The following is a 25,995-nucleotide window of genomic DNA, read 5'->3' as shown; positions in this document are numbered from 1 at the left end:
CCGGGGTTTCGGGGGTGCTCACGGCAGCTCCTTCAGGCCGAGGTCCGTCAACAGGTCGCGGGCGAGCATGAGTTCGGCGGCGATGCCGTCGGCGAGCTGGGCCCGGCCGCGGGGGCGCAGTTCCGGCGGGAGTGCCTGCCAGGTGTAGGTCTCGACCTCAAGGTGGTGGGTGAGCGGCTGCGGGCCGCCGACCAGCCGGGTCAGCGTGTCCTTGAGCACGGGCAGCGTGGAGGTGAGAGGTGCGGCGGGAGCCGCGTGCAACGGCACATGGAAGTGGGCGCGCCACGGGGAGGCGTCGGGCAGCGCGTCCTCCTTGATGGCCTCGCCGAGGTCGTCGGTGCCGCGGAGCCCGGCGGCGGTGAGGGTGCGGGTCTGGTGCAGGAAGCGGGGTTCGTCGAAGGCGGCGAGGGCCTCGCGCACTTCGGGGAGGTGGGGGTGTTCGGCGTGCAGGGCGGCCGACAGCTGGGACTTGACGACGGGGACGCCGGCGGCGGCCAGCCGGTCCAGGGCGGTGTGCGGATCTTCGAAGGAGGTGGCGAGGTGACAGGTGTCGACGCAGATGCCGATGCGGTCGCGGCCGATGGCGGCGAGCGGGGCGATGGCGTCGGCCGTGGTCTCGACGGTGCAGCCCGGTTCGGGTTCCAGGCCGATGCGGATGGAGCGGCCGGTCAGCTCCTCCAGCGCGTCGAGGCGTTCGGCGAGTGTGCGCAGGGCCGTGTGTGCCAGGGCCGCGCGGTCGTCGTCGTACACGGTGCGCCAGGCGAGCGGGAGGGTGGAGATGGTGCCCTCGGTGACGTCGTCGGGGAGGAGTCCGGCGAGCAGGCGGGCGAGGGCCGTCGTGTGGTCGAGGCGCTCGGGGTCGGCCCAGTCCGGCTTGTAGACGCGGTACTTGACCTCCTCGGCCCCGAATCCCTCATAGGGGAAGCCGTTGAGGGTGACGACTTCGAGACCCCGGCTGTCGAGTTCCGCGCGCAGGCCGCGCAGGGCGGACGGGTCGGTGACGAGGGCTCGGGCCGCGTCCTTGGCGAGCCACAGGCCGATGCCGAGCCGGTCGCGGCCGAGCCGCCTGCGCACGGGTTCGCAGTGGTCGCGGAGCTGGGCGCGGACTCCGGCGAGGGTTTCGGCGGGGTGGACGTTGGTGCAGTAGGCGAGGTGGACGGTGGAGCCGTCGGGGTGGCGGAAGCGCATCGGTCACGCCTCCGTGGTCGCGGTCTGAGTCCGGGTCTCGCTCGCGGTCCCGGTCCCGGACGCGGCCCCGGGTTCGGTCCCGGTCCCGGGCTCCGGTGCGGTTTTCGGGACTCCTCGGAGGATGGAGTTGCCCTCGTGGGTGGCGTCCGTGCCGGCGATGTCGAGGTCGAGGCGCCCGCTGAGGCCGTAGAAGGCGACGGGGTTGCGCCACAGCACCTGGTCGACGTCGTCCTCGGTGAACCCGGCCTTCAACAGGGCGTCGGCGACCTTGCGGGTCTTCAGCGGATCGCTCTTGCCCCAGTCGGCCGCGGAGTTGACCAGCACCTTCTCCGGTCCGTACTCCTGCAGGACCGCGACCATCCGTTCCTCGTCCATCTTGGTGTCCGGATAGACGGAGAAGCCGAGCCAGCAGCCGCCGTCCTTGGCCTCCTTGACGGTCGTTTCGTTGAGGTGGTCGATCAGGACGTGGTCCAGGGGCAGTGCGGACTCCCGGACGACGTCGAGGGTGCGGCGCAGGCCCGCCAGCTTGTCGCGGTGGGGCGTGTGGACCAGTGCGGGGAGCGCGTACTCGGCGGCGAGCTGGAGCTGAGCGGCCAGCGCGGTGTCCTCGGCGGGCGTCATCGAGTCGTAGCCGATCTCGCCGACGGCCACCACGTGGTCCTTGACGAGATACCGGGGCAGTTCGTCGAGGACGGGCACGCAGCGCGGGTCGTTGGCCTCCTTGGGGTTCAGGGCGATGGTGCAGTGGTGCGCGATGCCGTACTTGGCCGCGCGGAAGGGCTCCCAGCCGAGGAGGGCGTCGAAGTAGTCGAAGAAGGAGGCGGGTGACGTGCGTGGCTGCCCCAGCCAGAAGGCGGGTTCGACGACGGCACGGACGCCGGAGTCGTACATGGCCTCGTAGTCGTCGGTGGTCCGAGACGTCATGTGGATGTGGGGGTCGAAGATGCGCATCAGGACTCCTTGCCGTCGGGACCGCGCGTGCCGTCCGTGCCGTCCGTACCGTCGGGGGCGGTCGGATCGTCCGGTACGTCGGTTCCGGTGGGGGTGGCCGGGTGCCCGGTGAGGGCCAGGACGCGGTGCAGGTCGTGGGGGACGGGGCGGTCGGCGGCGGTGCGTTCGGCGGCGTAGTCGCCGAGCATGCGGGCGAGTTCGGCGTCGTCGCGGGCCCGGTCGGGAAGGTCGGCCACGGCGTCCACGGGCACGCCGGTGAACAGGCACTTCAGGACGGCGTGCCGCCAGTTGTGGGCGTCCAGGTGCCGGGCGGCGTACGGGCCGACGGCCGCGGCCACCAGCCGGGTGTCGTTGGTGCGCAGGGCGTCCTCGACGACCGGCAGGGCCTCGGGTCCATCCACGAGGTGGGGCAGGGCCTCCAGGACGGCGCGTCGTTCGTCGGCGGTGCCCTGGCGGTAGACCCGGGCGAGGGTGGGGGCGTCGGCCCGGGCCGCGTACAGGAGGAGTACACGGGCCGCTTCCGCGTAGTCGGGTCCGCAGCGCCGGCCCGCCTCGGCGATCCGCAGCTCCCATACGGAGATGGGGCCGTGGGTGCCCGGGTGGGCGGCCGCCTCGTCGAGGGCCTGGTCGAGCCAGGCCCGGGCGGCGCCGCCGAGGAGGGAGTTCAGGCGGGCGTGCAGGGTGGTCAGGGCGGGCGGGGTCTTGGCCGGGAAGGGGGTGCGGGCGGCGCCGGGGGCGTCGTGGAGGTCGTTCACGGGGTTCTCCCTTCGAGGACGCCTTCGGCGGCCGGCCGGGGGTGGTCGGGGTTGCCCTCGGGGACGGAGGACGAGGCCGCGTGCTGGAGGAACGGGAGGGACTGTTCGGCGAAGTGAGGGCCGGCGTGGGAGTGGCGGGGCAGTTCGACGGAGACCAGGCCCCGATAGGCCACGGCGGCGAGGGCTTCGAGTACGGGCGGGAAGTCGATCTCGCCGTCGCCGAAAGGGAGGTGTTCGTGGACGCCGCGGCGCATGTCCTCGATCTGGACGTGCTTCAGCCAGGGCGCGGCGGCGTGTACGCAGTCGGCGGGTGACTGCGGTTCGAGGCACTGGCAGTGGCCGATGTCGAGGGTGAGCCCGAGGGCGTCCGGACTGCCGAGGGTGGTGCGCAGCCGGTGGAAGTCGTCGAGGGTGGCGAGGAGGTGACCGGGTTCCGGTTCGACGGCCAGGGGTATTCGGGCGTCGGTGGCCACGTCGAGGACGGGGCTGAGTGCTTCGGCGAGGCGCTTCCAGGCGATGTCCTCGGCGACCGCTCCGGACTCGTCCTTCGGGAGGATGCCGCTGAAGCAGTGCACCGCGTGGGCGCCGAGGTCGCCCGCGATCCGGACGGCACGGACGAGAAGGTCGACGCGCCGGGCCCGCTCGTCCGGGTCCGGGTCGAGCAGGGACGGGCCGTGCTTGCGCCTCGGGTCGAGCACGTAGCGGGCGCCGGTCTCCAGGGTGACGCCCAGGCCCAGTTCGTCCAGTCTGCGGGCGATCCCCCGGGTGCGGGCGGCGAGGCCGGGAGCGAACGGGTCGAGGTGCATGTGGTCGAGGGTCAGTCCCACGCCGTCGTAACCGAGGTCGGCGAGGAGGGAGAGGGCGTCGTCCAGGCGCAGGTCGGTCAGACCGTTGGTGCCGTAGGAGAAGCGGAGGGGGTGGGGGGCCGACCGGGCGGCGGGGTCAGGGCTCGGCGGAGAGCTCGGCACAGGGCTCGGCGGAGGGGTCATGTCACGCTCACCTTTCGGCTGAACCTGCGGGCGGCCGGGGCGAGGGCTGCCGTCAGCAGGGCCGTGACGGGGGCTCCGGAGCGGGCGGCGAGGGCCGCCTGGAGCGGGATCATGGCCCGGATGCCGCCGCCGACGGCTCTCTGCGTGAGTGGGGGTGACGGGTTGAGGGCGGCGTGAAGGAGGGGGCGGGCGGAGGTCACGGCGTAGAGGGTGGTGAGCGCTCCGCTCAGGGAGGCGATGTTCAGGGTGACTCCCCTGGGCCTGGGAGGGGGGTGCCTGAGGCTGAGCGGGCCAGGCGGTGCGTGCTCCGGTGACCGGCCGCCCGTACCGATGGCGCCCGTACCGGTGGCGCTCGTACCGGTGGTGCTCCTTCGGTCGTCACCCGTCAGGTCGGCGCGTGACAGGTCGGCGCGTGACACGTCGGCGCGTGACACGTCGGCGCCCGTCCGGGTGTCGCCCCTCCGGGTGTCGCGTGTCAGGGACCAGGTCAGGGCTGTCGTGGTGGCCAGGGCGGTCAGCGGGGCCCAGGGGGAGCCGCCCTGGGTCTCGTGGCGGGAGACCGTGGTGACGGCCAGGGTGTGGGTGGCCAACGTCAGGGCGGACGGCACCGCCTTGCGGGTGTCGCCGCCCGAGGCCACTCCGCCGAGGAGGAGGTCCAGGCCCCGGGCCGCGGCCATCGCCACGGGGCCGGCGGGCGTGCGCTTGAGGACCAGGTCGTACGACCAGACCGTGGCCGCAAGGGCGCCGGCGACCGCGAGCGGCCGGCGGCCCGCGCGGGACGCGAGGGCCAGGCCCGCCAGGGTCAGGCCCCCGGCTGCCGCGAGGGCGGCGGCCGGCTTCACCCGGCCGGAGGGCAGGGGGCGGTGCGGGCGGTCGACGGCGTCCTCGGCTCGGTCGGCCCAGTCGTTGAGGGCCATACCGGCCTCGTACAGACAGAGGGAGGAACCGATGGCGAGCAGGGTTCGGGGGTTCGGGCGGACCCCTGCGGCGGCGGCGCCCGCGAGCGCGTCGCCGGGGACGGTGAACAGGGCGGGCAGGCGCAGGAGTTCCACCCAGGCGCGCAGTCCCGCACCCGCCGGGCGCGGCTTCGGCCGCTGCCCGGGCTGCTGCGCCTGTGCCCGCAGGCGCTGCGGCACCCGTTCCCAGGCCGACGCCCGTTCCGGCTCCGGACCCAGGCCCGGATCCGGCTCGGCACCGGGCTGCCGCGATGCGGTCAGGTCCGGCTGCCGCGATGCCCTCAGGTCCGGGTGCCGTGGTGGCTGCGCGTCCGCCGGCCGTGGCGCCCTGGCATCCGGCCGCCGCGGTGCTCCGGTGGCTGGGCGAGCCGGTGTCGCCGACCCCGTACGCCACCCGAGCCGCTCCCGCCACGCGGAGACTCCGCGCGCGGCGGGGGCCCCGTCCGGGCCGGGCGCACCGGTCCGCCCGGACGCCGCACCGCTTCCTGGCGCAGCGCCCCGCCCCGGGCCCACCAGTCCTCGTAGAACACTCACCGGTGCTCCCCCGCCATGCGCTCCGCGGCGTCGCGGACCTCTCGGGGCTCCTCAGGGCCCGGCGGTCGCGCGAGTTCGCGCAGACGGTCGGCGAAGCCGATCAGGTGGGCGTACTGCTCGCCCAGGGGCGCGGGGCCCTCCCCCACCGGGTCCTTGAAGTAGAAGCCCAGTTCGGCGAGCGGGCCCGAGACGCCCAGCTCGTGGGCGCGGGCGGTCAGGCGGGCCAGGTCCAGGATCAGCGGGGCGGCGAGGGAGGAGTCGCAGCCCTGCCAGGTCGTCTGGAGGACCATCCGGGTGCCGAGGAAGCCGTCGAAGGCGATGTGGTCCCAGGCGGTCTTCCAGTCGCCGAGGGACGGTACGTCGTCGATGTGGGTCTCGCCTTCGGGGACCGTGCCGAGGGTGTCGGCGAGGACGCGTTCCTTGCCGGCGTTCTTGGCGGCCGCGGCGGCCGGGTCGGCGAGGGCCGCGCCGTCACCGCCGCCCAGCAGGTTCGTACCGGACCAGGCGCGGACGGCCAGCGCGCGCTGCGCGAACATCGGGCCGAGGACGGATCGCAGCAGGGTCTGGCCCGTCTTGCCGTCGCGGCCGGCGTAGGGCAGCCCCGATGCGGCTGCCGCCGGTGCGAGGCGGGGGTGGTGCAGGCCCGCGGACGGGGTGAAGTTGACGTACGGGCAGCCGGCCCGCAGTGCGGCGGCGGCGTACAGGGAGCTGGCGGGGAGGGTGTCGCCCTCGGGGACGGGTTCCGTGGAGGAGACGTTCACCACGACGGTTCTGGCGAGTCCGCCCCGGTGGGCGAAGTCGCGGATGTCCTGGGCGAGGGCCTCGATCAGTTCGTCCTCGGTCCGGGTGTCGCCGGGGAGCGGGCCGCCGATCCTGATCTCCCGGTCGGCGGAGGCCAGTTCGGCGGCGACGGCGGACGGCAGGTCGTGGGGCAGGACCCCGCCCGCGGCGAGGGACTCGGCCCGTTTCGGGAGTGGGCAGTCGACGACGTCGTGGCCGCCGAAGACGAGTGAGGGCAGGGCGGGCAGGCCGGCCTCGTGGAAGGCGCCGGTCTCGGTCACCATGCCGGTCGGTGGATGGAGCCCGGCCGTGACGGCCGCGCAGCCCGCGACGGCGGTAGTGGCGACGGAGCCCCTCGCTCCGATCAGCCACACTCCGACCCGAGAAGGGGAAACAGACGGTTCGGCGGACATGGGCAGCCTCCCTCTCAAACGCGAACTCAGCGCGAACGCAACGCGGAAAAGCCGGTGCCGGAAGGTGGAGGTGGAGAGGTCAAGACGGCGGGCGGGGGTCCGGCGTCCCCCGCCCGCCGTCGCTCAGTCGCCGTGTACGGCGGTTCGCACCGGCCGCACCGGCAGTTGTTTGATCCGGACGTCGCGGAAGGACACCCGGTCCTCGGCACCGTGGTTCTGGATGCCGACATGACCGTCCCGCAGGCTCCGCGCCGGATCGGTGTTGGTGTAGTCGTTGACCTTCACGCCGTTGAGCCAGACGCGGAGTCGTTCGCCCTCCACGCGGATCTCGTACGTGTTCCACTCCCCCGGCGGGTTCAGCGCACGGTCGCGCTTCTTGATGTCGGCGGACTGGAAGCTGTACACGGCCCCGGTGGTGCGGTCGGGGGCGTCGGTCGCGTCGATCTGGATCTCGTACCCGTTGTCGACGGCCGACCACGGGTCGTCGGAGGCCGGGAAGCCCACGAAGACACCGGAGTTGTCGTCGCCGGAGGAACTCGCCATCCTCCAGTCGAGCTTCAGCGAGTACGAGGTGAACTCCGAGGCGCCGTACCAGAGCATGCCCAGGCCGCCGGACGACGTGAGTGTCCCGTCGTCCGAGAGCGAGAACGCACCCGGTCCCGCCTGCTTCCAGGCGGCCAGCGATTCGGCACTTCCGTCGAAGAGCGGTGTGTAGCCCTTCTCCGGACGGCAGTCGGCCTGGGTGTCGCCGACGGCCCAGCGGATGCCGCCCAGCAGGTGCTGCCGGAAGGCGGGGTCGGCGTACGACTCCTTGGTGTGGCCGCTGCCCGTGTAGAAGGAACGGCCGCCCTTGTACTCCTGGCACCAGGCGATCGGATGGTCGCCGCTCATCGTGCCGCCGGTGTACGACGACTCGTCGAGCGAGGCCAGTACATGGGCCCGGTCGCGCGGGTTGGAGCGGTAGTTGTACCACTCGTCCGTGCGGTTCCAGGACTCCCCGAGGTGCGAGGTGGCCGGGTGGCCCCGGTCCTCGACCTCGACGCGGGCGGGCTGGATCGCCGGGTGCGACTGGAACCAGGCGCCGGCGAGGCCGCCGTAGAACTCCCAGTCGTACTCGGTGTCGGCGGCCGCGTGGATGCCCACGTAACCGCCGCCCTGCCCGATGTACCGCTCGAACGCCTTCTGCTGCCCGTTCGTGAGGACGTCCCCGGTCGTGGAGAGGAACACCACGGCGTCGTACCGGGCGAGGTTGCGCGTGGAGAAGGCGCGCGAGTCCTCGGTGGCGTCGACCGCGAAGCCGTGTTCGGCTCCGAGGGCCTTCACCGCGGCGATGCCCTCGGGGATGGAGTCGTGCCGGAACCCGGCGGTCTCGGAGAACACCAGGACCCGGTCACCGGCCGAAGACCCCTTCGGCCCGTTCGATCCGTTCGGTCCTTTCGATCCGTTCGGACCGTTCGACGCCGCCGGACCCGACACACACCCGATGAGCAGGGCGGCGCCGATCACCGCGGTCACGGTACGGCCAGTTGCTCGCATGAAAGACCTCCCTCGGCGAATCAGCGGATCGGCGGTCAGCGGGTCGTGAAGGTGAAGTCGTCCACGTCGTACAGGGCCCCGGTGCCGCGTCCCTTGAAGACGAGGTAGAGCGTGGTCGTGCCGCGCGGAGCCTTGGACAGGGAGGCGGTGACGTCCTGGAAGGTCTCCCAGCCGCCGGTCACCGGGACGGTCGCGCTGCCCAGGAGGCGTCCGGTGGGCGAGCCCGCGCGGACTTCGAGCTTGCCGCCCGTGCCCGCGGAGGAGACGCGTGCCGTGAGCTTCGTGGCGTTGCTCAGGACGTACGGCTCGAAGGAGATCCAGTCCTTGTTGTGGATGTCACCGACGGTCTTCGCGCCGTGCGCGCCGGCCCGCTCCGTGACGGTCACGCCCTCGGACTTGCCGAAGTGCTCGGCCTGGCGGTGCTTGGGCTGGACGACGGACTGGTCGTGCGTGGTGAGGGCCTGCTGGCCGCCGCCTCCGCCGTCGGTGTACTCCGCGTCGAAGACACCGAAGATGTTGGCGTCCTCGTCGTGGCCGCCGTCGGCGCTGGTCTGGATGGTGCCGGAGCAGCCGTTCGCCGAGGTCACCGGGTGGCCGTGGCTGTCGTGGCCGAGGACGAAGGTGACCTTCACCTTGGCGCAGTCGATGGTGCCGTCCTCCGGGTCGGTCACCTTCACCTTGAAGGGCACCGCGTCACCGAAGGCGAACAGCTGGCCGTCCTCGGGGAGTTGGAGCGTCACCTTGGGGGCGGTGTTGCCGACGACGATCTGCACGCTGGAGCTGCCGGTGCGGCCGTCGGGGTCCTTCGCGGTCAGGGTCGCGGTGTAGGTGCCGTTCGCCTTGTACTTGTGCGTCGGGTTGGCCGAGGTCGAGGTGCCGCCGTCGCCGAAGTCCCAGCTGTACGTGAGGGCGTCGCCGTCGGCGTCCGTGGAGCCGGCCGAGGAGAACTTGACCTTCAGGGGCGCCTGTCCGGACTGCTTGTCGGCCGTGGCCTGGGCGACGGGCGAGTGGCCGTCGGTGGCGTTCTCGATGCGGTACAGGGCGGAGTTCTCGTCGCCGCCGAACCAGGAGACACCGTAGTCGAGGACGTACAGCGCGCCGTCCGGGCCGAAGGCCATGTCCATGACCTGGGTGCCGGTCCACGGCACGTCGTTGATGGACTGCACGGTGCCGTCGCCGTCGGAGGAGATCCGCTTGATCCAGCGGCGGCCGAACTCACCGGCGAAGAAGTCACCGTCGTACGCCTCGGGGAACTTGACCGGCGAGTCGAGCGCGGGGTCGAAGTGGTAGACCGGTCCGCCCATCGGGGACTCGGAGCCGGTGCCGAACTCGGGCACGGAACCGCCGTCGTAGGGGATCCAGGCGGCCTGGGCCGGCGGCAGGTCGGTGAGACCGGTGTTGTTCGGCGAGGTGTTCTTGGGCGCGGCGCAGTCGAAGGCGGCACCCGAGGTCTTCGTGGCGAAGTCGTAGTCGACGTAGGCGTCGTTGTCGCCGGTGCAGTACGGCCAGCCGAAGTTGCCGGGCTCGGTGACGCGGGCGAACTCGACCTGTCCGGCGGGGCCGCGCGCGGGGTCGGCGGCACCGGCGTCCGGGCCGTAGTCACCGACGTAGAGGATGCCGGTCTTCTTGTCGACGCTGAAGCGGAACGGGTTGCGGAAGCCCATCGCGTAGATCTCGGGACGCGTCTTGTCCGTGCCGGGCGCGAAGAGGTTGCCGTCGGGGATGCCGTACGAGCCGTCGGCGTTCACCTTGACGCGCAGGATCTTGCCGCGCAGGTCGTTGGTGTTGCCGGAGGTGCGCTGGGCGTCGAAGACGGGGTTGCGGTCGGCGCGCTCGTCGATGGGCGCGTAGCCGTCCGACTGGAACGGGTTGGAGTCGTCGCCGGTCGACAGGTAGAGGTTGCCGTCCGCGTCGAAGTCGATGTCGCCGCCGACGTGGCAGCAGATGCCGCGGGTCGCGGGGACGTCGAGGACCTTCTTCTCGCTGGCGTTGTCGAGGGTGCCGTCCTCGTTCAGGACGAAGCGCGAGAGGCGGTTGACGCCGTCGAAGGGCGCGAAGTCAGCCGCGGTGCCCGTCTCGGGGGCGTCGCCCGCCGGGGTGTCCAGCGGCGGGGCGTAGTAGAGGTAGATGAAGCGGTTGTCGGCGAAGCCGGGGTCGATGCCGACGCCCTGGAGGCCTTCCTCGTCGTGCGAGTAGACGTCGAGCTTGCCGGCCAGGCGGGTGTTGCCCGCGCTGTCGGTGATCCGCAGTTCGCCGTCGCGCGAGGTGTGCAGCACCGAGCGGTCCGGGAGGACGGCCAGCGACATGGGCTCACCGGTCTCGGCTTCGCCCTTGGCGAGGGTGACCTGCTGGAAGTCCTCCGCGGCGACCGGTGCGGCGGGTGCCGCGCCCGGGTCCGCGGTGGCCGCGCCCGCCGGGGGTGTGGCGAGGGTGAGTGAGGCACCGGCGAGGAGTGCGCCGGTGAGCAGGGCCAGCGCCTTGCGGACCCGTATCTTCGGGCGGCCTCTGCGACTGTCGGAGCCATGGTTGCCGGAACCATGGTCGCCGGAGCCGTCGCTGCCGGAGCTGTGACCGCCGGCTCTGTGGCTCTCGGTTCTGTCGGTGCTGGTGGGGTCGTTCGCGTGCACGGGTGCCTCCAGAATGGGGCTGGTGGTTCCTGCGGGTGCGATACGCCGGGGTGCGCCGTCACCCCGGAGAGAACTCCTTGAGGGGGGTGGCTAGTCGTTGCCGCCGAACGCGGCGTCGAAGGACGCGGTGGGCGGTTCGAAGTCGAAGGCCTTCAGCCGGGTGAGTGCCTCGGGTGCGCCCTGGAGGCGGTCCATGCCCGCGTCCTCCCACTCGACCGAGATCGGTCCCGTGTAGTCGATGGAGCGCAGCATCCGGAACACGTCCTCCCAGGGCACGTCGCCGTGGCCCGCGGACACGAAGTCCCAGCCGCGGCGGGGGTCGCCCCACGGGAGGTGCGAGCCGAGGCGGCCGTTGCGGCCGTCGAGACGCTTGCGCGCCTCCTTGCAGTCGACGTGGTAGATCCGGTCGCGGAAGTCGTAGAGGAAGCCGACCGGGTCGAGGTCCTGCCAGACGAAGTGCGAGGGGTCGAAGTTCAGCCCGAAGGCGGGCCGGTGGTCGACCGCCTTGAGCGCCTCCTTGGTCGTCCAGTAGTCGTACGCGATCTCGCTGGGGTGGACCTCGTGGGCGAACCGCACGCCCTCGTGGTCGAAGACGTCGAGGATGGGGTTCCAGCGGTCGGCGAAGTCCTGGTAGCCGCGCTCGATCATCGACTCGGGGGCCGGCGGGAACATCGCGACCAGGTGCCAGATCGCGGAGCCGGTGAAGCCGATGACGGTGTCGACGCCGAAGGCCGCGGCGGCCCGCGCGGTGTCGGCGATCTCGGCCGCCGCCCGCTGCCGTACGCCCTCGGCCTCGCCGTCGCCCCAGATACGGGCGGGCAGGATCGCCTGGTGGCGTTCGTCGATGATGGCGTCGCAGACGGCCTGGCCGACGAGGTGGTTGGAGATGGCCCAGCACTTGAGGCCGTACTTGTCGAGCAGTTCCCGCCGCGAGTCCAGGTACCCGGGGTCCGCGAGGGCCTTGTCGACCTCGAAGTGGTCGCCCCAACAGGCGAGTTCGAGGCCGTCGTAACCGAAGTCACGGGCGAGGCGGCAGACCTCTTCGAGCGGCAGGTCGGCCCACTGGCCGGTGAAGAGCGTGAAGGTGCGCGGCATCGGGACTTGCCCTCCTCAGCTGGCGATGGGGGTGAAGACGGAGTTCTTCTCGGCGCTCTCCTCGACCGCCGCGAGCACGCGCTGCACCTGCAGCCCGTCGGCGAAGGACGGCAGTGGCCGGCCGCCCTCAGCGATCGTGTGGACCAGGTCGCGGGCCTGGTGCACGAAGGTGTGCTCGTAGCCGAGGCCGTGGCCCGGCGGCCACCAGGCCTCCAGGTACGGGTGATCGGGTTCGGTGACGAGGATGCGGCGGAAGCCCGCGTGCGTGGCCGGCTCCGTACCGTCGTGGTACGAGAGTTCGTTGAGGCGTTCCAGGTCGAAGGCCAACGAGCCCTTCTCGCCGTTGAGTTCGATGCGCAGGGAGTTCTTGCGGCCGGTCGCGAACCGGGTGGCCTCGAAGGACGCCAGGGCTCCCGAGGCGAACCGCCCGGTGAACAGGGCGGCGTCGTCGACCGTGACGGGACCGAGTTCGCCGCCGCCCGCCGCCGAGAGGCCGCTGGAGGCTCCGGAGAGCAGTGGCCGCTCCCGTACGAACGTCTCGGTGAGGGCGGACACCCCGATCACCGGCTCGCCCGCCACGTACTGCGCGAGGTCGACGATGTGGGCGCCGAGGTCGCCGAGCGCGCCCGAGCCCGCCGACTCCTTGCGCAGCCGCCAGGTCAGCGGGAACTCCCGGTCCACCAGCCAGTCCTGAAGGTACGTCACCCTTACGTGGCGCAGTGCGCCGATGCGGCCCTCGGCGACCATCTTCCTGGCCAGTGCCGTCGCGGGCACCCGGCGGTAGTTGAAACCGACCATCGCCACCTGGCCGCGCGCCGCGGCGGCCTCGGCGGCCGCGGTCATCGCCTCGGCCTCCTCGACCGTGTTGGCGAGGGGCTTCTCGCACAGCACGTGCTTGCCCGCGGCGAGCGCGGCGATGGCGATCTCGGCGTGGCTGTCGCCGGGAGTGCAGACGTCCACGAGGTCGACGTCGTCGCGGGCGATCAGGGCGCGCCAGTCGGTCTCGGCGGCTGCCCAGCCGAGCCGGTCGGCCGCCGTTCTCACGGCTGCCGCGTCACGGCCGCAGACTGCGGCGAGGACGGGTCGGAGCGGGAGGTCGAAGACGCGGTCCGCGGTGCGCCAGCCCTGGGAGTGGGCGGCGCCCATGAACGCGTATCCGACCATGCCGACGCCCAGCGGGGGTCTGCCGGCCTGTGCCCCGGCTTGCGCCCCGGCCTGTTCCTCGTCAGGCTGCTGCGGCTGTCCCATCGGGAGGTCCTCCTCTTCGTCATGGCGCGGTGGGGGGTGTATAGGGCGCCCGCCGGGTTGCGGTGGTTCGGAGGCTGCGGGATCGCTGTGGCCGGTCGCGCAGTTCCCCGCGCCCCTTGAGGGCGCCCCTCACGGGCGCCCGCCCTTGAGGGGCGCCCCCAGCGGAGCAGTGCCTACTTGAAGCCGGTGGGCAGGTACGTCTTGACGTTCTCCTTGTCCACGACCGCCGAGTAGAGCGTCAGGGACGAGGGGATCTCGAACTCCGCAAGGCCGCTGATGCCCTTGCCCTGGCCGAGCGCGCGGGCGAGGTCGATCGCGGACGCGGCCATGGTGGGCGGGTACAGGACGGTGGCCTTGAGGACGCTGTTGTCCGACTCGATGGCCTGCATGGCGGACAGCGCGCCCGCTCCGCCGACCATCAGGAAGTCGTCGCGGCCGGCCTGCTCGATGGCGCGCAGGGCGCCGACGCCCTGGTCGTCGTCGTGGTTCCACAGTGCGTCGAAGCTCGACTGGGCCTGCAGCAGCTGGGACATCTTGGCCTGTCCCGACTCGACGGTGAACTCGGCGGCCTGGCGGGCCACCTTCTTGATGTTCGGGTAGTTCTTGAGGGCCGCGTCGAAGCCGGCCGTGCGCTGCTTGGTGAGTTCCAGGTTGTCGAGTCCGGCCAGTTCGATGACCTTGGCGTTCTTCTTGTCCTTGAGCTTCTCGCCGATGTAGTGCCCGGCGTTCAGGCCCATGCCGAAGTTGTCGCCGCCGATGTAACTGCGGTACGCCTGCGGGGAGTTGAAGATGCGGTCGAGGTTGACCACCGGGATGCCGGCCCGCATGGCCTTGAGGCCGACCTGGGTGAGAGCCTTGCCGTCGGCGGGCAGGATGACCAGGACGTCGACCTTCTTGTTGATCAGCGTCTCTATCTGGCCGATCTGGGCCGCGGTGTCGTTGGAGCCCTCGGTGATCTCCAGCGTCACGTCCTCGTACTTCTTGGCGCGGCTCTTCGCGTTGTCGTTGATCGCGTTGAGCCAGCCGTGGTCGGCCTGCGGGCCGGCGAAGCCGATGGTGACCTGCTTGCCCTTCTTGTCGTCGGCGGCGGGCTGGTCGTTGGAGGCCGGCTCGTCGTCGGAGTCGTTGCTGGTGCAACCGGCGAGGAGGACACCGGCCGAGACGGCGGCGGTGCCGAAGAGCAGTCCTCTGCGGCTCGTGAGCTCTGGCATGGCGGTGGTCCCTTTCCTCAAGGCGAGTCCCTCGGGTCGTGCAGGGCGGTGCTGTGCGGGGTGCTTCGCGTACTGCTTGGTGTGTTGCTTCGTGTGTTGCTTCGTGCGGCTCTACGTGGTGTTCGCGGTGCGGCGCTGGACGAGTACGGCGGCGACGATGATCGCGCCCTTGGCGATCTGCTGGACGTCGCTCTGCAGGTTGTTGAGAGCGAAGATGTTCGTGATCGTGGTGAAGATCAGCACCCCGAGCACCGAGCCGACGATGGTGCCGCGTCCGCCGGTGAGCAGGGTGCCGCCGATGATCGCGGCGGCGATCGCGTCGAGTTCGTACAGGTTGCCGTTGGTGTTCTGGCCCGAGCCGGACAGGATGATCAGCATGAAGGCCGCGATGCCGCAGCACAGTCCGGAGAGCAGGTAGAGGTAGAGCCGCTGGCGGCGTACGTCGATGCCGGCGAGCCGGGTGGCCTCCGCGTTGCCGCCGACGGCCACCGTGCGCCGGCCGAAGGTGGTGCGGTTGAGCACGAGCCAGCCGATGATCGTCACGACCGCGAACATCAGGACCAGCGGCGGGACACCGAGGATGTAGGAGTCCCGCTCGCCGAGGTCGAGGATGCCGTCGATGGTGACGACCTGGGTGTTGCCGTCCGTGATCTGCAGGGCGAGGCCGCGGGCCGAGGCGAGCATGGCGAGGGTCGCGATGAACGGGACCATGGCGCCGTACGCGATCAGCACCCCGTTCACGAGGCCGCAGCCGACACCGACGAGCACCGCCGTGAAGAGGACCCCCGTGAAGCCGAAGTCCTGAGTGGCGACGGTGGTCGCCCAGACCGAGGCGAGGGCCACGATCGCGCCGACGGACAGGTCGATGCCGCCGGAGATGATGACGAAGGTCATCCCGACGGTGACGACACCGATCACCGAGGCCTGGGTGAGGACGAGTTGGAGGTTGCGGGTGTCGAGGAACTCGTCGGGCTTGGTGATGCCTCCGATGAGGATCAGGACGGCGAGCACACCGAGCAGTGACAGGGTGCGGACGTCGGCGCGGGCCACGACCGCCCGCCAGGGGCTGGGCTCCGCCTTCGATGACAGCTTCGGGGTGTCGTCCCGGGGCGGGGACACGGGCTGCGTCATGACGCCGGGCTTCCTTCCATGACGAGGTCGAGTACGCGGTGTTCGTCGAGCTCCTGGGCGGGCGCCCGGTGGACGACCCGGCCCTCTCGGAGCACCAGGACGCGGTCGGCGAGGCCGAGGACCTCGGGTACTTCACTGGAGACCATGAGCACGGCCAGGCCTTCGTCGGCGAGGCGGCGGATGACGGCGTACAGCTCGGCGCGGGCGCCGACGTCGACGCCGCGGGTGGGTTCGTCGAGCAGCAGGACCCGGCAGCCGCGCAGCAGCCAGCGGGCGAGGACCGCCTTCTGCTGGTTGCCGCCGGAGAGGGTGCGGATGAGGGCGGACGGGTTGTCGGGGCGCAGCGACAGTTCACGGGTCGCCTTGCGCGCCGCGTCCCGTTCGGCACTCCGGTCCACCCAACCGCCGTACGAGAAGCGGGACATGGAGGACACGGAGACGTTCCGGGTGACGGACTCCAGCATCAGCAGGGCCTGCGCCTTGCGTTCCTCGGGGGCGAGTCCGAGTCCGGCGGCGACGGCTGCCCGGACACTGCCGGGCCTCAACTGCTTGCCGTCGACGCGGACTTGTCCGGTACTGGGTTTGCGGGCGCCGTAGATCGTCTCCAGGATCTCGGAGCGGCCGGAGCCGACGAGTCCCGCGAGGCCGACGATCTCGCCTGGCCGCAGGGTGAGGTCGAGTGACTCGAACTCGCCCTGCCGCGACAGTCCTTGGACTTCAAGGACCGGCTCGGGCAGGTCCTGGTGCCCCGGTCGCGGAGGGAAGACGTACTCGACGTTCCGGCCAGTCATCAGCGCGACGACCTCACGGGTCGGCGTCGACTTCGCGGGCAGTCCGTTCGCCACCGCGCGGCCGTCCTTGAGGACGGTGACCCGGTCGCCGATGCGGCGGATCTCCTCCAGCCGGTGCGAGATGTAGACGACGGCGACGCCCTCGGCGGTGAGGTCCCCGACGATGCGGAAGAGGTTGTCGACCTCGTCGGGGTCCAGGGCCGCGGACGGTTCGTCCATCACGATGAGGCGTACGTCGTGGGAGAGCGCGCGGGCCATGGAGACGATCTGCTGGTGGGCGGCGGACAGTTCGCCGACGAGCCGCCCCGGGTCGATCTCGGGGTGCCCGAGTCGCTTGAGCAGCGCGGCCGTTGAGGCCCGTGCGTCCTTGCCGCGTACGACGAATCCGGCGGAGGTCGGTTCATGGCCGAGGTAGACGTTCTCGGCCACCGACAGGCCTTCCACCAGGTCGAGTTCCTGGTAGATGGTGGCGATGCCCAGGCGCATGGCGGCGATCGGCGAGCGCAGGGTGACCTGCTCGCCGCGCCAGCCGATGGCGCCGTCGTCCGGCTGGTGGGCGCCGGCCAGGACCTTGATGAGCGTGGACTTTCCGGCGCCGTTCTGGCCGAGCAGGCAGTGCACTTCACCGGTCAGGACGTCGAGGTCGACGCCGTCGAGGGCCCGGACACCGGGGAACGACTTGGTGATGCCGGACATCGTGAGAAGGGGTGGTTCTGGTGCCATGACGGTTCCCCTCGGCATGTGGGCCGGTTTCAGGGCAGGGCGGAGTGAGGCAGGGCGAAGCCAGGTGGGTGGCGGCTCGGAAGGAGTGCGGCTCGGGAAGAGGGCGGCTCTGGGAGAGTGCGGCTCCCGGAGAGGCGCTGACTGGTTGCTTGCTGGTTACTGACTGCTGGTTACGGGGTCGGCTCAGACAGAAGTGGCGTGTGTGCGGCTCTTCAAGCGGGTCTTACGCGGGTGAGAACAGGTGGTCGCTGATGAGGCGGGCCGCGCCGATGACTCCGGCGGTGGGGCCCAACTCCCCCAGGACGATGGGTAGGTTGCCGGTCGCGAGAGGCAGCGACTGGCGGTAGACCTGGGTGCGGATCGCGGCGAGCAGGGTGTGGCCGAGGCCGGTCACTCCGCCGCCGATGACCACCAGGCCCGGGTTGAAGAAGCTGACGAGTCCGGCGATGACCTGGCCGGTGCGGGTACCGCCCTCGCGGATCAGATCGAGCGCGGTGGCGTCCCCCGCGGCAGCGGCGGCGGCGACGTCGATGGCGCTCAGGGCGCCCGCCGCCTCCAGTCGTGCCGCGAGTTCCTGGGAAAGCCCCTGGTGGGCGGCGTCCGTGGCGTCGCGCGCCAGGGCCGCTCCGCTGAAGTGGGCCTCCAGGCAGCCCCGGTTGCCGCACGCGCACGGGCGGCCGTCCGGTACGGCCTGGATGTGGCCGATGTCGCCCGCGCTGCCTGTCGTACCGCGGTAGACCTCACCGCCGACGACGATCCCGCAGCCGATACCGGTACCGATCTTGACGCAGAGGAAGTCGCCCACGGAGCGGGCCACGCCCGCGTGCTGCTCCCCCATCGCCATCAGGTTCACGTCGTTGTCGACCATGACGGGGCAGCCGAGGTCCTGACTCAGCGCCTCGCGGACGGGGAATCCGTCCCAGCCCGGCATGATCGGCGGGGCGACCGGGACACCTTCGGGGAAGCGAACCGGACCGGGTACCCCGATGCCTGCGCCGTCGAACCCCTCGGCGAGTCCCGATGCCTTCAACTTCGCTGCCATGGACAGGACCTGCTCGAAGACCGCGACCGGGCCCTCGCGTACGTCCATGGGCTGGTTGATGTGTCCCAGCACCTCCAGCTCCGCGTTGGTGACGGCGACGTCTATCGACGTGGCCCCGATGTCGACGCCCAGGAAGCGCAGCGCCGGAGCGAGCCGGATGTTGTGGGACCTGCGGCCGCCGCGGGAGGCGGCGAGTCCGTCGGCCACCACGAGGCCGGTCTCCAGGAGCCGTTCGACCTCCACGGCCAGTTTCGACCGGGAGAGGTCGACCTGGTCTCCCAACTGAGCCCGTGAGTTGGGGCCGCCGTCTCGCAGCAGTCTGAGCAGGCGCGCCTGGTGGGCGTTCCCGGGTCGCGCTGTCATACGTCTCACGAGCCCCTCCCCGCCTCATCGGCACCGCCGTCGTTGTCTTTCGAGGGGAACGTAGCAGTGGCTGCCGGGGGTGGGAAGAAGTTGAGCAGGAATTGCCTCCTACTTTTTCCACTGAGTGGACAAAGGGAGGCGCTGCGCGGCTCGGCCCACCTCGACAGGTCGGCTTTTCGACTGCGGGTGCGTCGGGGCTGGTCGCGCAGTTCCCCGCGCCCCTATCGGGGCACAGACCGGCATGAATGGCCCACCCATGAGGTCGCTACTGTGATCTACGACACGTTACCGGGGGTATCTGAAACATGGTGTCGCAGGTAAATTGCCGGTAGCGCGCTGAAGTCGAGCCATGTTTCTGAGTAGTCGTCAGTCGTCAGCCGTCAGCCGTCAGCCGTCAGCCGTCAGCCGTCAGTGAGGATCCTTCGCGATGGAGCAGCAGCACGTCGACGTCCTGGTCATCGGCGCCGGAATCTCCGGTGTCAGTGCCGCATGCCACGTACTGCGTGCCATTCCGGACGCTTCGCTCGTCGTCCTGGAACGCCGTGCCCGCGTCGGTGGCACCTGGGACCTCTTCCGGTATCCCGGTGTCCGCTCCGACTCCGACATGCACACCTTCGGATTCGGGTTCCGCCCCTGGCACGACGCGCGCATCCTCGCCGAGGGCGCGCAGATCCAGCGGTACGTCGAGGACACCGCGGCCCACGACGGTGTGCTGGAGCGCATCCGCTTCCGCCGTCGGGCGATCGCCGCCGACTTCTCGCACGCCACGGGCCGCTGGACCGTCGAGGTCGAGGACGAGAGCACCGGCGCGCGCGAGTCGTACAGCGCGGGCTATGTCATCGGATCGACCGGCTACTACGACTACGACACCCCTTATAGGCCGCAGTTCCCCGGCGAGGCCGACTACCGGGGCACCCTGGTCCATCCGCAGCAGTGGCCGGAGGATCTCGACCACACCGGGCGGCGCGTGGTCGTGATCGGTTCGGGGGCCACCGCCATCACCCTGCTGCCCGCGATGGCCGACGCCGCGGCGCACGTCACCATGCTGCAGCGCTCCCCCACGTACGTCCTGGGGCTGCCCGAGATCGACCCGCTCACCCGCGTCCTGCAGTTGCTCCGCGCCCCGGCCCGGCTGACGCACAAAATCGCCCGCGCCCGCAACATCGCGCTGCAGCGCGGGAGTTACGTCTTCTGCCGCAAGTACCCGCGCCTCGCCCGCAGGATCCTCCTCGGACTGGTACGGGCCCGGGCCGGCAAGGACGTCGACATGCGCCACTTCAGCCCGGCGTACAAGCCCTGGGACCAGCGGCTGTGCGTCGTCCCCGGCGGCGACCTGTTCAAGGTGCTCAGGAACAAGAAGGCGTCGATCGCCACCGGCCACATCGACACCTTCACCGCCGACGGCATCCGGCTGAAGTCCGGCGAGGAGCTGAAGGCCGACATCGTCGTCACCGCCACGGGCCTGAACGTCCGCCTGCTGGGTGGCATGGCGCTCACCGTCGACGGCCGCCCGGTGGACGTCAAGGACCGCGTCCTCTACAAGGCGGTCCTGCTGGAGGGCGTCCCCAACATGTCCCTCGTCATCGGCTACACCAACGCCTCCTGGACCCTCAAGGCGGACCTGGCGGCCGACTACACCGCCCGGCTCATCGCACACATGCGGCGGCACGGGCACGACGTCGCCACCCCGGTGGCCTCCGACGGTGACCGCTCGGCGGCCTCCGTCATGGGCGAGGCGCTGACCTCCGGCTACATCACGCGCGCCGACCAGGTCATGCCGCGACAGGGCACCCGCGCCCCGTGGCGGCTGTGGAACAACTACTACCGCGACCGCGCCATGCTCCAGGACGCTCCCATCGAGGACGGCCCGCTGCACTTCGCCACGGCGGGGGCGCAGACCTCCGTACGCACGCCCGCCACGGACACGTCCACCACGGGCACGGGCGTCGCGGACACCACGGGCGTCGCGGACACCGTGGCCGACGCCCAGGAAGCCCCCCGCGTCGCCTGACCGTCCGGCCGCACCCCCACCGGCCCCAGCCGCAGCCCCGCACGACTGCACAGCAACGCACCGGCCCGCGCACCCGCCTCCCCCCATGGCGGCCGAGCAGACAACCGAGGACGAAGATGACCGCGCACCTGACCAGGAAGCTCTACGACGAGCGCCTGCGGACCCTGTCCGAGGGCTCCGTGAACGTCAACTTCAACGCTTTCGTCGACATCAAGTGGGACGACCCCGAGTTCGCCGTGGACCTCGACGACCCGCGCTGGGTGCTCACCAGCGCGGACGCCCTGGGCGCCCACCCCTGGTACCAGGAGCAGTCGCTGGAGGCCCGGATCCGGATCGGGATCTGGCGCTGGGCGGTCATCGCGAAGGTCGGCATGCAGTTCGAGAACCTCCTCATGCGCGGAGCCCTCGACTACATCTACCAACTGGACAACCGGGACGAGGAGTTCAGGTATCTCACCCACGAGATCACCGAGGAGACCCACCACACCCAGATGTTCCAGGAGCTGGTCAACCGCACCGGCGTGGACACCGCGGGCGGCAAACGCTGGTTCCGGCAGCTCAGCCGGATCCTGCCGCTGGCCGGTTCCCTCTACCCCGAGGCGTTCTTCACCGGCATCCTGGCCGGCGAGGAGCCCATCGACCATCTGCAGAAGGGCGCCCTGCGCAGCGGGGAACCGGTGCACCCCCTCCCGCAACGGATCATGCAGATCCACATCGCCGAGGAGGCCAGGCACATCTCCTTCGCGCACGAGTTCCTGCGTCTGCGCGTGCCGCGCTTCGGCAAGGTCCGCCGCGGCGCCCTGTCCCTTCTCTTCCCGCTGATCATGCGGACGCTGTGCGACGTCATCATGATTCCCGACCGGAAGTCCGCCGCGCGGGTCGGCATCCCGGCCTGGGTGGTCAAGGACGTGTTCTGGAAGTCCGAGGCCGGGCAGCGGATGCTCCACGACCTCTTCTCCGACGTGCGGATGCTCGCCCAGGACATCGGCCTGATGAACAAGGTGTCCCGTCCGCTGTGGAGGGCCCTGCGCATCGACGGCCGCCCGGCGCGCTTCCGCGGTGAGCCCGCCCTGCACACCGACTGAGCCGCCTCCAGCCGCGCTTCGCCTCACTCCCGAACGGAGACCAGCCCGCCGTGCCGTACGTCGTCACCCGATCCTGCTGCGCCGACGCCTCCTGCGTGCTGGCCTGTCCGGTCAACTGCATCCACCCCGCGCCGGGTGAGCCCGGTTTCGCGACGGCCGAGATGCTGTACGTCGATCCGCTCACCTGCGTGGACTGCGGCGCCTGCACGACCGCCTGCCCGGTGGACGCGCTGAAACCCCATACGGCCCTCAGCAGCGCCGAGTTGCCGTTCCTGGAACTGAACGCCACCTACTACAAAGAGAATCCGCACGCCGACCGCACGCCCATGTACGTCGTGCCCCGGCAACGCGTCCTCCCGGCGGGCGAGTTGTCCGTCGCCGTCGTCGGTGCGGGTCCCGCCGGTCTCTTCGCCGCCGACGAGCTGCTGCGCCACCCCGGTGTGCGCGCCACGGTCTACGACCGCCTCCCGACGCCGTACGGGCTCGCGCGGGCCGGTGTCGCACCGGACCACCAGGACACCAAACAGGTCACCCAGCTCTTCCGGACCATCGAGTCCCAGCCTGGTTTCAGCTACCGCCTCGGTGTCGAGGTCGGCACCCACCTCACCCACGCCGACCTCCTGCGCGAGCACCATGCGGTGGTCTACGCCGTCGGCGCCGCGACCGACAAACGCCTCGGTATCGAGGGCGAGGACCTGCGGGGCAGCGCCTCCGCGACGGACTTCGTCGCCTGGTACAACGGCCACCCCGACCGGGCGCACGACGCGTACGACCTGGACACCGAGCGGGCCGTCGTGATCGGCAACGGCAACGTCGCCCTCGACGTCGCCCGCATCCTCACCGCCGACCCCGACGTCCTGGCCCGTACGGACATCTCCGACCGCGCGCTCGCCGCGCTCCGCGCGAGCAAGGTCCGTGAGGTCGTTCTGCTGGGCCGGCGCGGGCCCGCCCAGGCGGCGTTCACCCTGCCCGAACTCCTCGCCCTCGCCGCCATCGAGGACGTGGACGTGAGCGTGGAGGGGTGGCCCGACGACCTGGACCCCGCCGCCACCGAGAAGACCCGGCTCCTGTCGCGGCTGGCCGCCCGGACGCCGGTCGAGGGCCGCCGCCGTATCGTGCTGCGCTTCCTGACCAGTCCCGTACGGCTCACCGGAGACACTTCCGTCCGGGCGCTGGAGGTCACCGCCACCGCGCTGCACACGGACGAGGACGGCTCCGTACGCGCCCTGCCCACCGGCGGGACGCAGGTCCTGGAGACCGGTCTCGTCCTGCGCTCGGTCGGCTACCGCGCCCGGCCCGTCCCCGGTCTGCCCTTCGACGAGGCCGGCGCGACCGTTCCCCACGAGGGCGGCAGGGTCGAGCCCGGCGTCTATGTCGCGGGCTGGATCAAGCGCGGGCCCACCGGTTTCATAGGGACGAACAAGACCTGCGCCCACGAGAGCGTCGAGTCCCTCCTGGACGACTTCGCCGCCGGTCGCCTCGCGCGGCCCGTGCGCGGCGGTGCCGGCACGACGACGGCCGCGCCGGGAGTGACCGCTCTGGAAGTGGACGCTCTGGGCCTGGACGCCTGGCGCGCGATAGACCGTGCGGAACGGGCGGCGGGCGAGGCCCAGGGCCGTCCGCGCGTGAAGTTCACGGACACCGAGTCGCTGCGCCGGGCCGCACAGGCCGTCCCGGCGTCCCGCGGCTGAGCAGGCCGTCCCGGCGTCCCGCGACTGACAGGCACAGGGACCAGGGAGCCCGCGGCCGACCACCCACAAGGTCCGAGGACCGAGGGCTCAAGCAGGTCGCCGATCCGGCTGAAAACCCCTACAGATCCGCCACGCGCTGCTGCGGTGACAGCTCCACGCCCAGGTTCCGCAGCGTCGCGTCCAGCACCGCCCAGACCGAACGGCACAGCATCGCGCGCAGCTCCTCCTCGGACAGTTCGCGCTGTTCGTCGCGCACCCACTGGTTGACGGAGGTGTCCACGAACCCCACGATGCCGATCGCCACCGACCGGATCGGCGCCTCGGGCACCCCGAGTGCCTTGAGCACGTCCCCGAACCGGTCGCTGAGCATCAGCGCGATGGCCGCCTTGGTGTCCGCGACCAGCGATCCGTCGCCCATGGCGTGCTCCCCGACGCCCATGTAGGCGTACAGGCGCGGGTGTTGGGCCACCCAGTCCAGATGCGCGCCCACCACGCGCCGTACGGACTCCTCGATCGTGCCGTCGAAGGTGAGGGTGGGCTCGATGCCCCGCATGAACGACTCCACCACCCTCCGGCGGATCAACTCGTCCAGCGTGGCGCGGTCCTTGAAGTGCCGGTAGAGCACCGACCGCGGCAGGCCCACGCGCTCCGCCAGCCGCTGCAGCTTGAAGCGTGTGCCCTCGTCCTCGATGAGGGCCACCGCCGCGTCCACCAGGTCGAGCTGCCGCTGCGCCTTGTGGTCGTCCCAGCGGGTGGAGCGCCCGTCGGTCTGCGGCTCGCCGCCGGTTCTGTCAGCCATCTCGCCACACTATCGACGTCCCGGCGAAGGCACGGACGCGACGAACCACTACTGGTCACCTGGTCACGCGGGCGAACCACCGCTGGTCACGCGGACGGGCCCTCACTGGTCACGCGGGCGGGCGTGGTACGTCGTGCGAGTGTGTTCCGTGTGGGTGCGCATGACCTCGGTCGCGCGCTGTTCGTCGCGGGCCGCGATCGCGGCGATCAGGTCGCGGTGCTCGATCCAGGACTGCTGTCCGCGCTGGCGGGCGACCGGGGTGTAGTACCAGCGCACGCGCCGGTCGACCTGCGCGGCCAGTTCGGCGAGGACCGTGTTCCCGGCGAGGTCCATGACCTTGGCGTGGAAGCGGGCGTTCGTCGCGACCGCGGCGTCCACGTCGTCGGCGGCCACCGCCGCCTCGCCCTGGGCGCACAGCTCCTCCAGGTCGGCGATGCCGGTGGTGCCCGTGTTGGCCGCCGCGAGCCGGGCCGCCTCGGCCTCCAACAGGGTGCGTACGGTGAGGAGTTGGTCCGCCTCCGCCTCGGTCGGCTCGTGCACGAACGCGCCCTGGGCGGGCCGCAGATCGACCCACCCTTCCGTGTTCAGCCGCTGCAGCGCCTCGCGCACGGGCTGCCGGGAGACGCCGAGGTGCCCGGCCAGTTCGCTCTCGACCAGGTGCTGACCGGGCTGGAGGGCGCGTGTCGTGATCAGTTCGAGCAGGGCCTCGTAGACGCGGTCCCTGAGCGGACCCGGCCGTTCGAGCTTCGGCACGGACCCCTGCGGCAGTCCGGTCGACAACATCGCGGTCCCCCTCCTGGGCAGTGGCGGCGTGTGCGCGGACGGCACGGCAGCCTGAAAGCCAGTATCAATTGTCTTTCGTCTACAGTCTACGGCGCACAATGGCCAGGCCGAGGGGGAGTTGGCCTCGTCACACTCCGCAGGACCCGCAGGTCACGGGCAGTGGATGACCTGACCCGCGTACGAGAGGTTGCCGCCGAAGCCGAAGAGGAGGACGCGGTCGCCGGTGGAGATCTCGCCGCGTTCGACGAGCTTCGACAGGGCCATCGGGATGCTGGCGGCGGAGGTGTTGCCGGACTCGACGACATCGCGGGCGATGACTGCGTTCACGGCGCCGATCTTTCCGGCGAGGGGCTCGATGATCCGCAGGTTCGCCTGGTGCAGCACGACCGCGGCGAGGTCCTCGGGGGTGACTCCGGCGCGCTCGCAGGCCTTGCGGGCGATGGCCGGGAGCTTGGTGGTGGCCCACCGGTAGACGCTCTGGCCCTCCTGGGCGAAGCGCGCGGGGGTGCCCTCGATGCGTACCGCGTGCCCCATCTCGGGCACCGAGCCCCAGAGCACGGGTCCGATGGCGGTTTCCTCGGCGGCCTCGACGACGGCGGCGCCCGCCCCGTCCCCGACGAGGACGCAGGTCGTACGGTCCGTCCAGTCGGTGACCTCGGACATCTTGTCGGCGCCGATCACCAGGACACGGGTCGCGCCCCCGGCCCGTACGGCGTGGTCGGCGGTGGCCAGCGCGTGGGTGAAGCCCGCGCACACCACGTTCAGGTCCATGACGGCCGGTGACGGGATGCCGAGGCGGGCGGCGACCCGGGCGGCCATGTTCGGCGACCGGTCGACGGCGGTGGACGTGGCCACCAGGACGAGGTCGATGTCCTCGGGGGTGAGGCCGGCGGCGGCCAGGGCCTTGGCGGCGGCGTGCGCGGCCAGCTCGTCGACCGGTTCGTCGGGTCCGGCGATGTGGCGCGTGCGGATGCCCACCCGGCTCGTGATCCACTCGTCGCTGGTGTCGACCAGCTCCGCCAGGTCCTCGTTGGTGAGAACCCTGGCGGGCTGGTAATGGCCGACGGCGGTGATGCGTGAGCCGTTCATGGGCGGTCCCTTGCTTGCCGGGGTAACGGGACTCACCAGTCTGATCAGGTACTCACGGGTACGCGGGCACGTAAAGTCACAGGATTGCCGCGCCGCCCTTGTCGGCTTCCGTCAGACCCTCGGACGCCCGAACACCCCTCCAGCGGACGTTCGGGTACCTATCCCATGATCACGCCCGGCGGGCCGCCCATGATCGTGTACGGA

Annotated in this window: 20 protein-coding genes; 3 read left to right on the top strand and 17 right to left on the bottom strand. The window is 71.3% G+C overall.

Annotated elements, in window-relative coordinates; genetic code table 11:
* Positions 1-18 precede the first annotated feature (18 nt).
* The 14 genes from eboE to C6Y14_RS13605 form a co-directional block, all read right to left on the bottom strand.
* Positions 19-1,188 carry a metabolite traffic protein EboE gene (eboE, locus tag C6Y14_RS13670; protein WP_107016870.1) on the bottom strand — a complete coding sequence of 390 codons (1,170 nt, stop codon included), beginning with the start codon at positions 1,186-1,188 and terminating at the stop codon, positions 19-21.
* A gap of 3 nt (positions 1,189-1,191) precedes the next feature.
* Positions 1,192-2,139 carry a TatD family hydrolase gene (locus C6Y14_RS13665; protein ID WP_107016869.1) on the bottom strand — a complete coding sequence of 316 codons (948 nt, stop codon included), beginning with the start codon at positions 2,137-2,139 and terminating at the stop codon, positions 1,192-1,194.
* Positions 2,139-2,894 carry an EboA domain-containing protein gene (locus C6Y14_RS13660; protein WP_199854723.1) on the bottom strand — a complete coding sequence of 252 codons (756 nt, stop codon included), beginning with the start codon at positions 2,892-2,894 and terminating at the stop codon, positions 2,139-2,141. Before C6Y14_RS13660 ends, C6Y14_RS13665 begins: the two co-directional genes overlap by 1 nt.
* Positions 2,891-3,883, bottom strand: a complete 993-nt coding sequence (locus tag C6Y14_RS13655; RefSeq protein ID WP_107016868.1) for a sugar phosphate isomerase/epimerase family protein — start codon at positions 3,881-3,883, stop codon at positions 2,891-2,893. Before C6Y14_RS13655 ends, C6Y14_RS13660 begins: the two co-directional genes overlap by 4 nt.
* A complete protein-coding gene (locus C6Y14_RS13650; protein ID WP_450152391.1) occupies positions 3,880-5,019 on the bottom strand; it encodes an SCO3242 family prenyltransferase in 1,140 nt (379 codons plus the stop codon). The genes C6Y14_RS13655 and C6Y14_RS13650 overlap by 4 nt, the downstream gene beginning before the upstream one ends.
* Before the next feature lie 350 nt (positions 5,020-5,369).
* Positions 5,370-6,566, bottom strand: coding sequence for an inositol-3-phosphate synthase (locus C6Y14_RS13645; RefSeq protein ID WP_107016866.1), 1,197 nt, complete (start codon positions 6,564-6,566; stop codon positions 5,370-5,372).
* A gap of 123 nt (positions 6,567-6,689) precedes the next feature.
* The gene (locus C6Y14_RS13640; protein ID WP_107016865.1) at positions 6,690-8,102 is read right to left on the bottom strand and encodes a ThuA domain-containing protein; all 1,413 of its coding nucleotides are present in this window, start codon (positions 8,100-8,102) and stop codon (positions 6,690-6,692) included.
* 35 nt (positions 8,103-8,137) lie between these two features.
* On the bottom strand, positions 8,138-10,594 hold the full coding sequence (locus C6Y14_RS13635) for a PQQ-dependent sugar dehydrogenase (RefSeq protein WP_225891060.1): 2,457 nt from the start codon (positions 10,592-10,594) through the stop codon (positions 8,138-8,140).
* 225 nt (positions 10,595-10,819) lie between these two features.
* Complete coding sequence (locus C6Y14_RS13630; RefSeq protein ID WP_107016863.1) at positions 10,820-11,824, bottom strand: sugar phosphate isomerase/epimerase family protein; 1,005 nt, start codon at positions 11,822-11,824, stop codon at positions 10,820-10,822.
* A 15-nt stretch (positions 11,825-11,839) separates the two neighbouring features.
* Positions 11,840-13,072, bottom strand: a complete 1,233-nt coding sequence (locus tag C6Y14_RS13625) for a Gfo/Idh/MocA family protein (RefSeq protein ID WP_107016862.1) — start codon at positions 13,070-13,072, stop codon at positions 11,840-11,842.
* A 173-nt stretch (positions 13,073-13,245) separates the two neighbouring features.
* Positions 13,246-14,283 (bottom strand): substrate-binding domain-containing protein, encoded by a 1,038-nt coding sequence (locus C6Y14_RS13620; protein WP_107016861.1) that lies wholly within the window; start codon positions 14,281-14,283, stop codon positions 13,246-13,248.
* A 111-nt stretch (positions 14,284-14,394) separates the two neighbouring features.
* Positions 14,395-15,414 (bottom strand): ABC transporter permease, encoded by a 1,020-nt coding sequence (locus tag C6Y14_RS13615; protein ID WP_107016860.1) that lies wholly within the window; start codon positions 15,412-15,414, stop codon positions 14,395-14,397.
* Positions 15,411-16,928 (bottom strand): sugar ABC transporter ATP-binding protein, encoded by a 1,518-nt coding sequence (locus tag C6Y14_RS13610; protein ID WP_107016859.1) that lies wholly within the window; start codon positions 16,926-16,928, stop codon positions 15,411-15,413. Before C6Y14_RS13610 ends, C6Y14_RS13615 begins: the two co-directional genes overlap by 4 nt.
* A gap of 223 nt (positions 16,929-17,151) precedes the next feature.
* Positions 17,152-18,333 (bottom strand): ROK family transcriptional regulator, encoded by a 1,182-nt coding sequence (locus C6Y14_RS13605; protein ID WP_107016858.1) that lies wholly within the window; start codon positions 18,331-18,333, stop codon positions 17,152-17,154.
* 427 nt (positions 18,334-18,760) lie between these two features.
* On the opposite strand from C6Y14_RS13605, the gene C6Y14_RS13600 reads away from it, so the two are divergent.
* The 3 genes from C6Y14_RS13600 to C6Y14_RS13590 all read left to right on the top strand — a co-directional run bounded on the left by C6Y14_RS13600 (position 18,761) and on the right by C6Y14_RS13590 (position 23,120).
* A complete protein-coding gene (locus tag C6Y14_RS13600) occupies positions 18,761-20,344 on the top strand; it encodes a flavin-containing monooxygenase (protein WP_107016857.1) in 1,584 nt (527 codons plus the stop codon).
* Positions 20,345-20,460: 116 nt separating this feature from the next.
* The gene (locus C6Y14_RS13595; protein ID WP_107016856.1) at positions 20,461-21,429 is read left to right on the top strand and encodes an AurF N-oxygenase family protein; all 969 of its coding nucleotides are present in this window, start codon (positions 20,461-20,463) and stop codon (positions 21,427-21,429) included.
* Between the two features lie 50 nt (positions 21,430-21,479).
* A complete protein-coding gene (locus tag C6Y14_RS13590; RefSeq protein WP_107016855.1) occupies positions 21,480-23,120 on the top strand; it encodes an FAD-dependent oxidoreductase in 1,641 nt (546 codons plus the stop codon).
* Positions 23,121-23,238: 118 nt separating this feature from the next.
* Here C6Y14_RS13590 and C6Y14_RS13585 read toward each other — a convergent pair whose 3' ends face one another.
* From C6Y14_RS13585 to C6Y14_RS13575, 3 genes are all read right to left on the bottom strand, one after another.
* Positions 23,239-23,919 carry a TetR/AcrR family transcriptional regulator gene (locus C6Y14_RS13585; RefSeq protein ID WP_107016854.1) on the bottom strand — a complete coding sequence of 227 codons (681 nt, stop codon included), beginning with the start codon at positions 23,917-23,919 and terminating at the stop codon, positions 23,239-23,241.
* A gap of 102 nt (positions 23,920-24,021) precedes the next feature.
* Positions 24,022-24,702 (bottom strand): GntR family transcriptional regulator, encoded by a 681-nt coding sequence (locus tag C6Y14_RS13580; RefSeq protein ID WP_107016853.1) that lies wholly within the window; start codon positions 24,700-24,702, stop codon positions 24,022-24,024.
* A gap of 150 nt (positions 24,703-24,852) precedes the next feature.
* Positions 24,853-25,791, bottom strand: coding sequence for a beta-ketoacyl-ACP synthase III (locus tag C6Y14_RS13575; RefSeq protein WP_107016852.1), 939 nt, complete (start codon positions 25,789-25,791; stop codon positions 24,853-24,855).
* Positions 25,792-25,995: the final 204 nt, after the last annotated feature.

Source organism: Streptomyces dioscori, from assembly GCF_003024195.1.
GTDB lineage: Bacteria > Actinomycetota > Actinomycetes > Streptomycetales > Streptomycetaceae > Streptomyces > Streptomyces dioscori.
This window is presented reverse-complemented; position numbering and strand designations above follow the sequence as displayed.

Bases quoted from the DNA above. Each gene is read 5' to 3' on its own strand.
- eboE (WP_107016870.1), bottom strand. From the start codon at position 1,188: ATGCGCTTCCGCCACCCCGACGGCTCCACCGTCCACCTCGCCTACTGC.
- C6Y14_RS13665 (WP_107016869.1), bottom strand. From the start codon at position 2,139: ATGCGCATCTTCGACCCCCACATCCACATGACGTCTCGGACCACCGAC.
- C6Y14_RS13655 (WP_107016868.1), bottom strand. From the start codon at position 3,883: ATGACCCCTCCGCCGAGCCCTGTGCCGAGCTCTCCGCCGAGCCCTGAC.
- C6Y14_RS13645 (WP_107016866.1), bottom strand. From the start codon at position 6,566: ATGTCCGCCGAACCGTCTGTTTCCCCTTCTCGGGTCGGAGTGTGGCTG.
- C6Y14_RS13640 (WP_107016865.1), bottom strand. From the start codon at position 8,102: ATGCGAGCAACTGGCCGTACCGTGACCGCGGTGATCGGCGCCGCCCTG.
- C6Y14_RS13630 (WP_107016863.1), bottom strand. From the start codon at position 11,824: ATGCCGCGCACCTTCACGCTCTTCACCGGCCAGTGGGCCGACCTGCCG.
- C6Y14_RS13625 (WP_107016862.1), bottom strand. From the start codon at position 13,072: ATGGGACAGCCGCAGCAGCCTGACGAGGAACAGGCCGGGGCGCAAGCC.
- C6Y14_RS13620 (WP_107016861.1), bottom strand. From the start codon at position 14,283: ATGCCAGAGCTCACGAGCCGCAGAGGACTGCTCTTCGGCACCGCCGCC.
- C6Y14_RS13615 (WP_107016860.1), bottom strand. From the start codon at position 15,414: ATGACGCAGCCCGTGTCCCCGCCCCGGGACGACACCCCGAAGCTGTCA.
- C6Y14_RS13610 (WP_107016859.1), bottom strand. From the start codon at position 16,928: ATGGCACCAGAACCACCCCTTCTCACGATGTCCGGCATCACCAAGTCG.
- C6Y14_RS13605 (WP_107016858.1), bottom strand. From the start codon at position 18,333: ATGACAGCGCGACCCGGGAACGCCCACCAGGCGCGCCTGCTCAGACTG.
- C6Y14_RS13600 (WP_107016857.1), top strand. From the start codon at position 18,761: ATGGAGCAGCAGCACGTCGACGTCCTGGTCATCGGCGCCGGAATCTCC.
- C6Y14_RS13595 (WP_107016856.1), top strand. From the start codon at position 20,461: ATGACCGCGCACCTGACCAGGAAGCTCTACGACGAGCGCCTGCGGACC.
- C6Y14_RS13585 (WP_107016854.1), bottom strand. From the start codon at position 23,919: ATGGCTGACAGAACCGGCGGCGAGCCGCAGACCGACGGGCGCTCCACC.
- C6Y14_RS13580 (WP_107016853.1), bottom strand. From the start codon at position 24,702: ATGTTGTCGACCGGACTGCCGCAGGGGTCCGTGCCGAAGCTCGAACGG.
- C6Y14_RS13575 (WP_107016852.1), bottom strand. From the start codon at position 25,791: ATGAACGGCTCACGCATCACCGCCGTCGGCCATTACCAGCCCGCCAGG.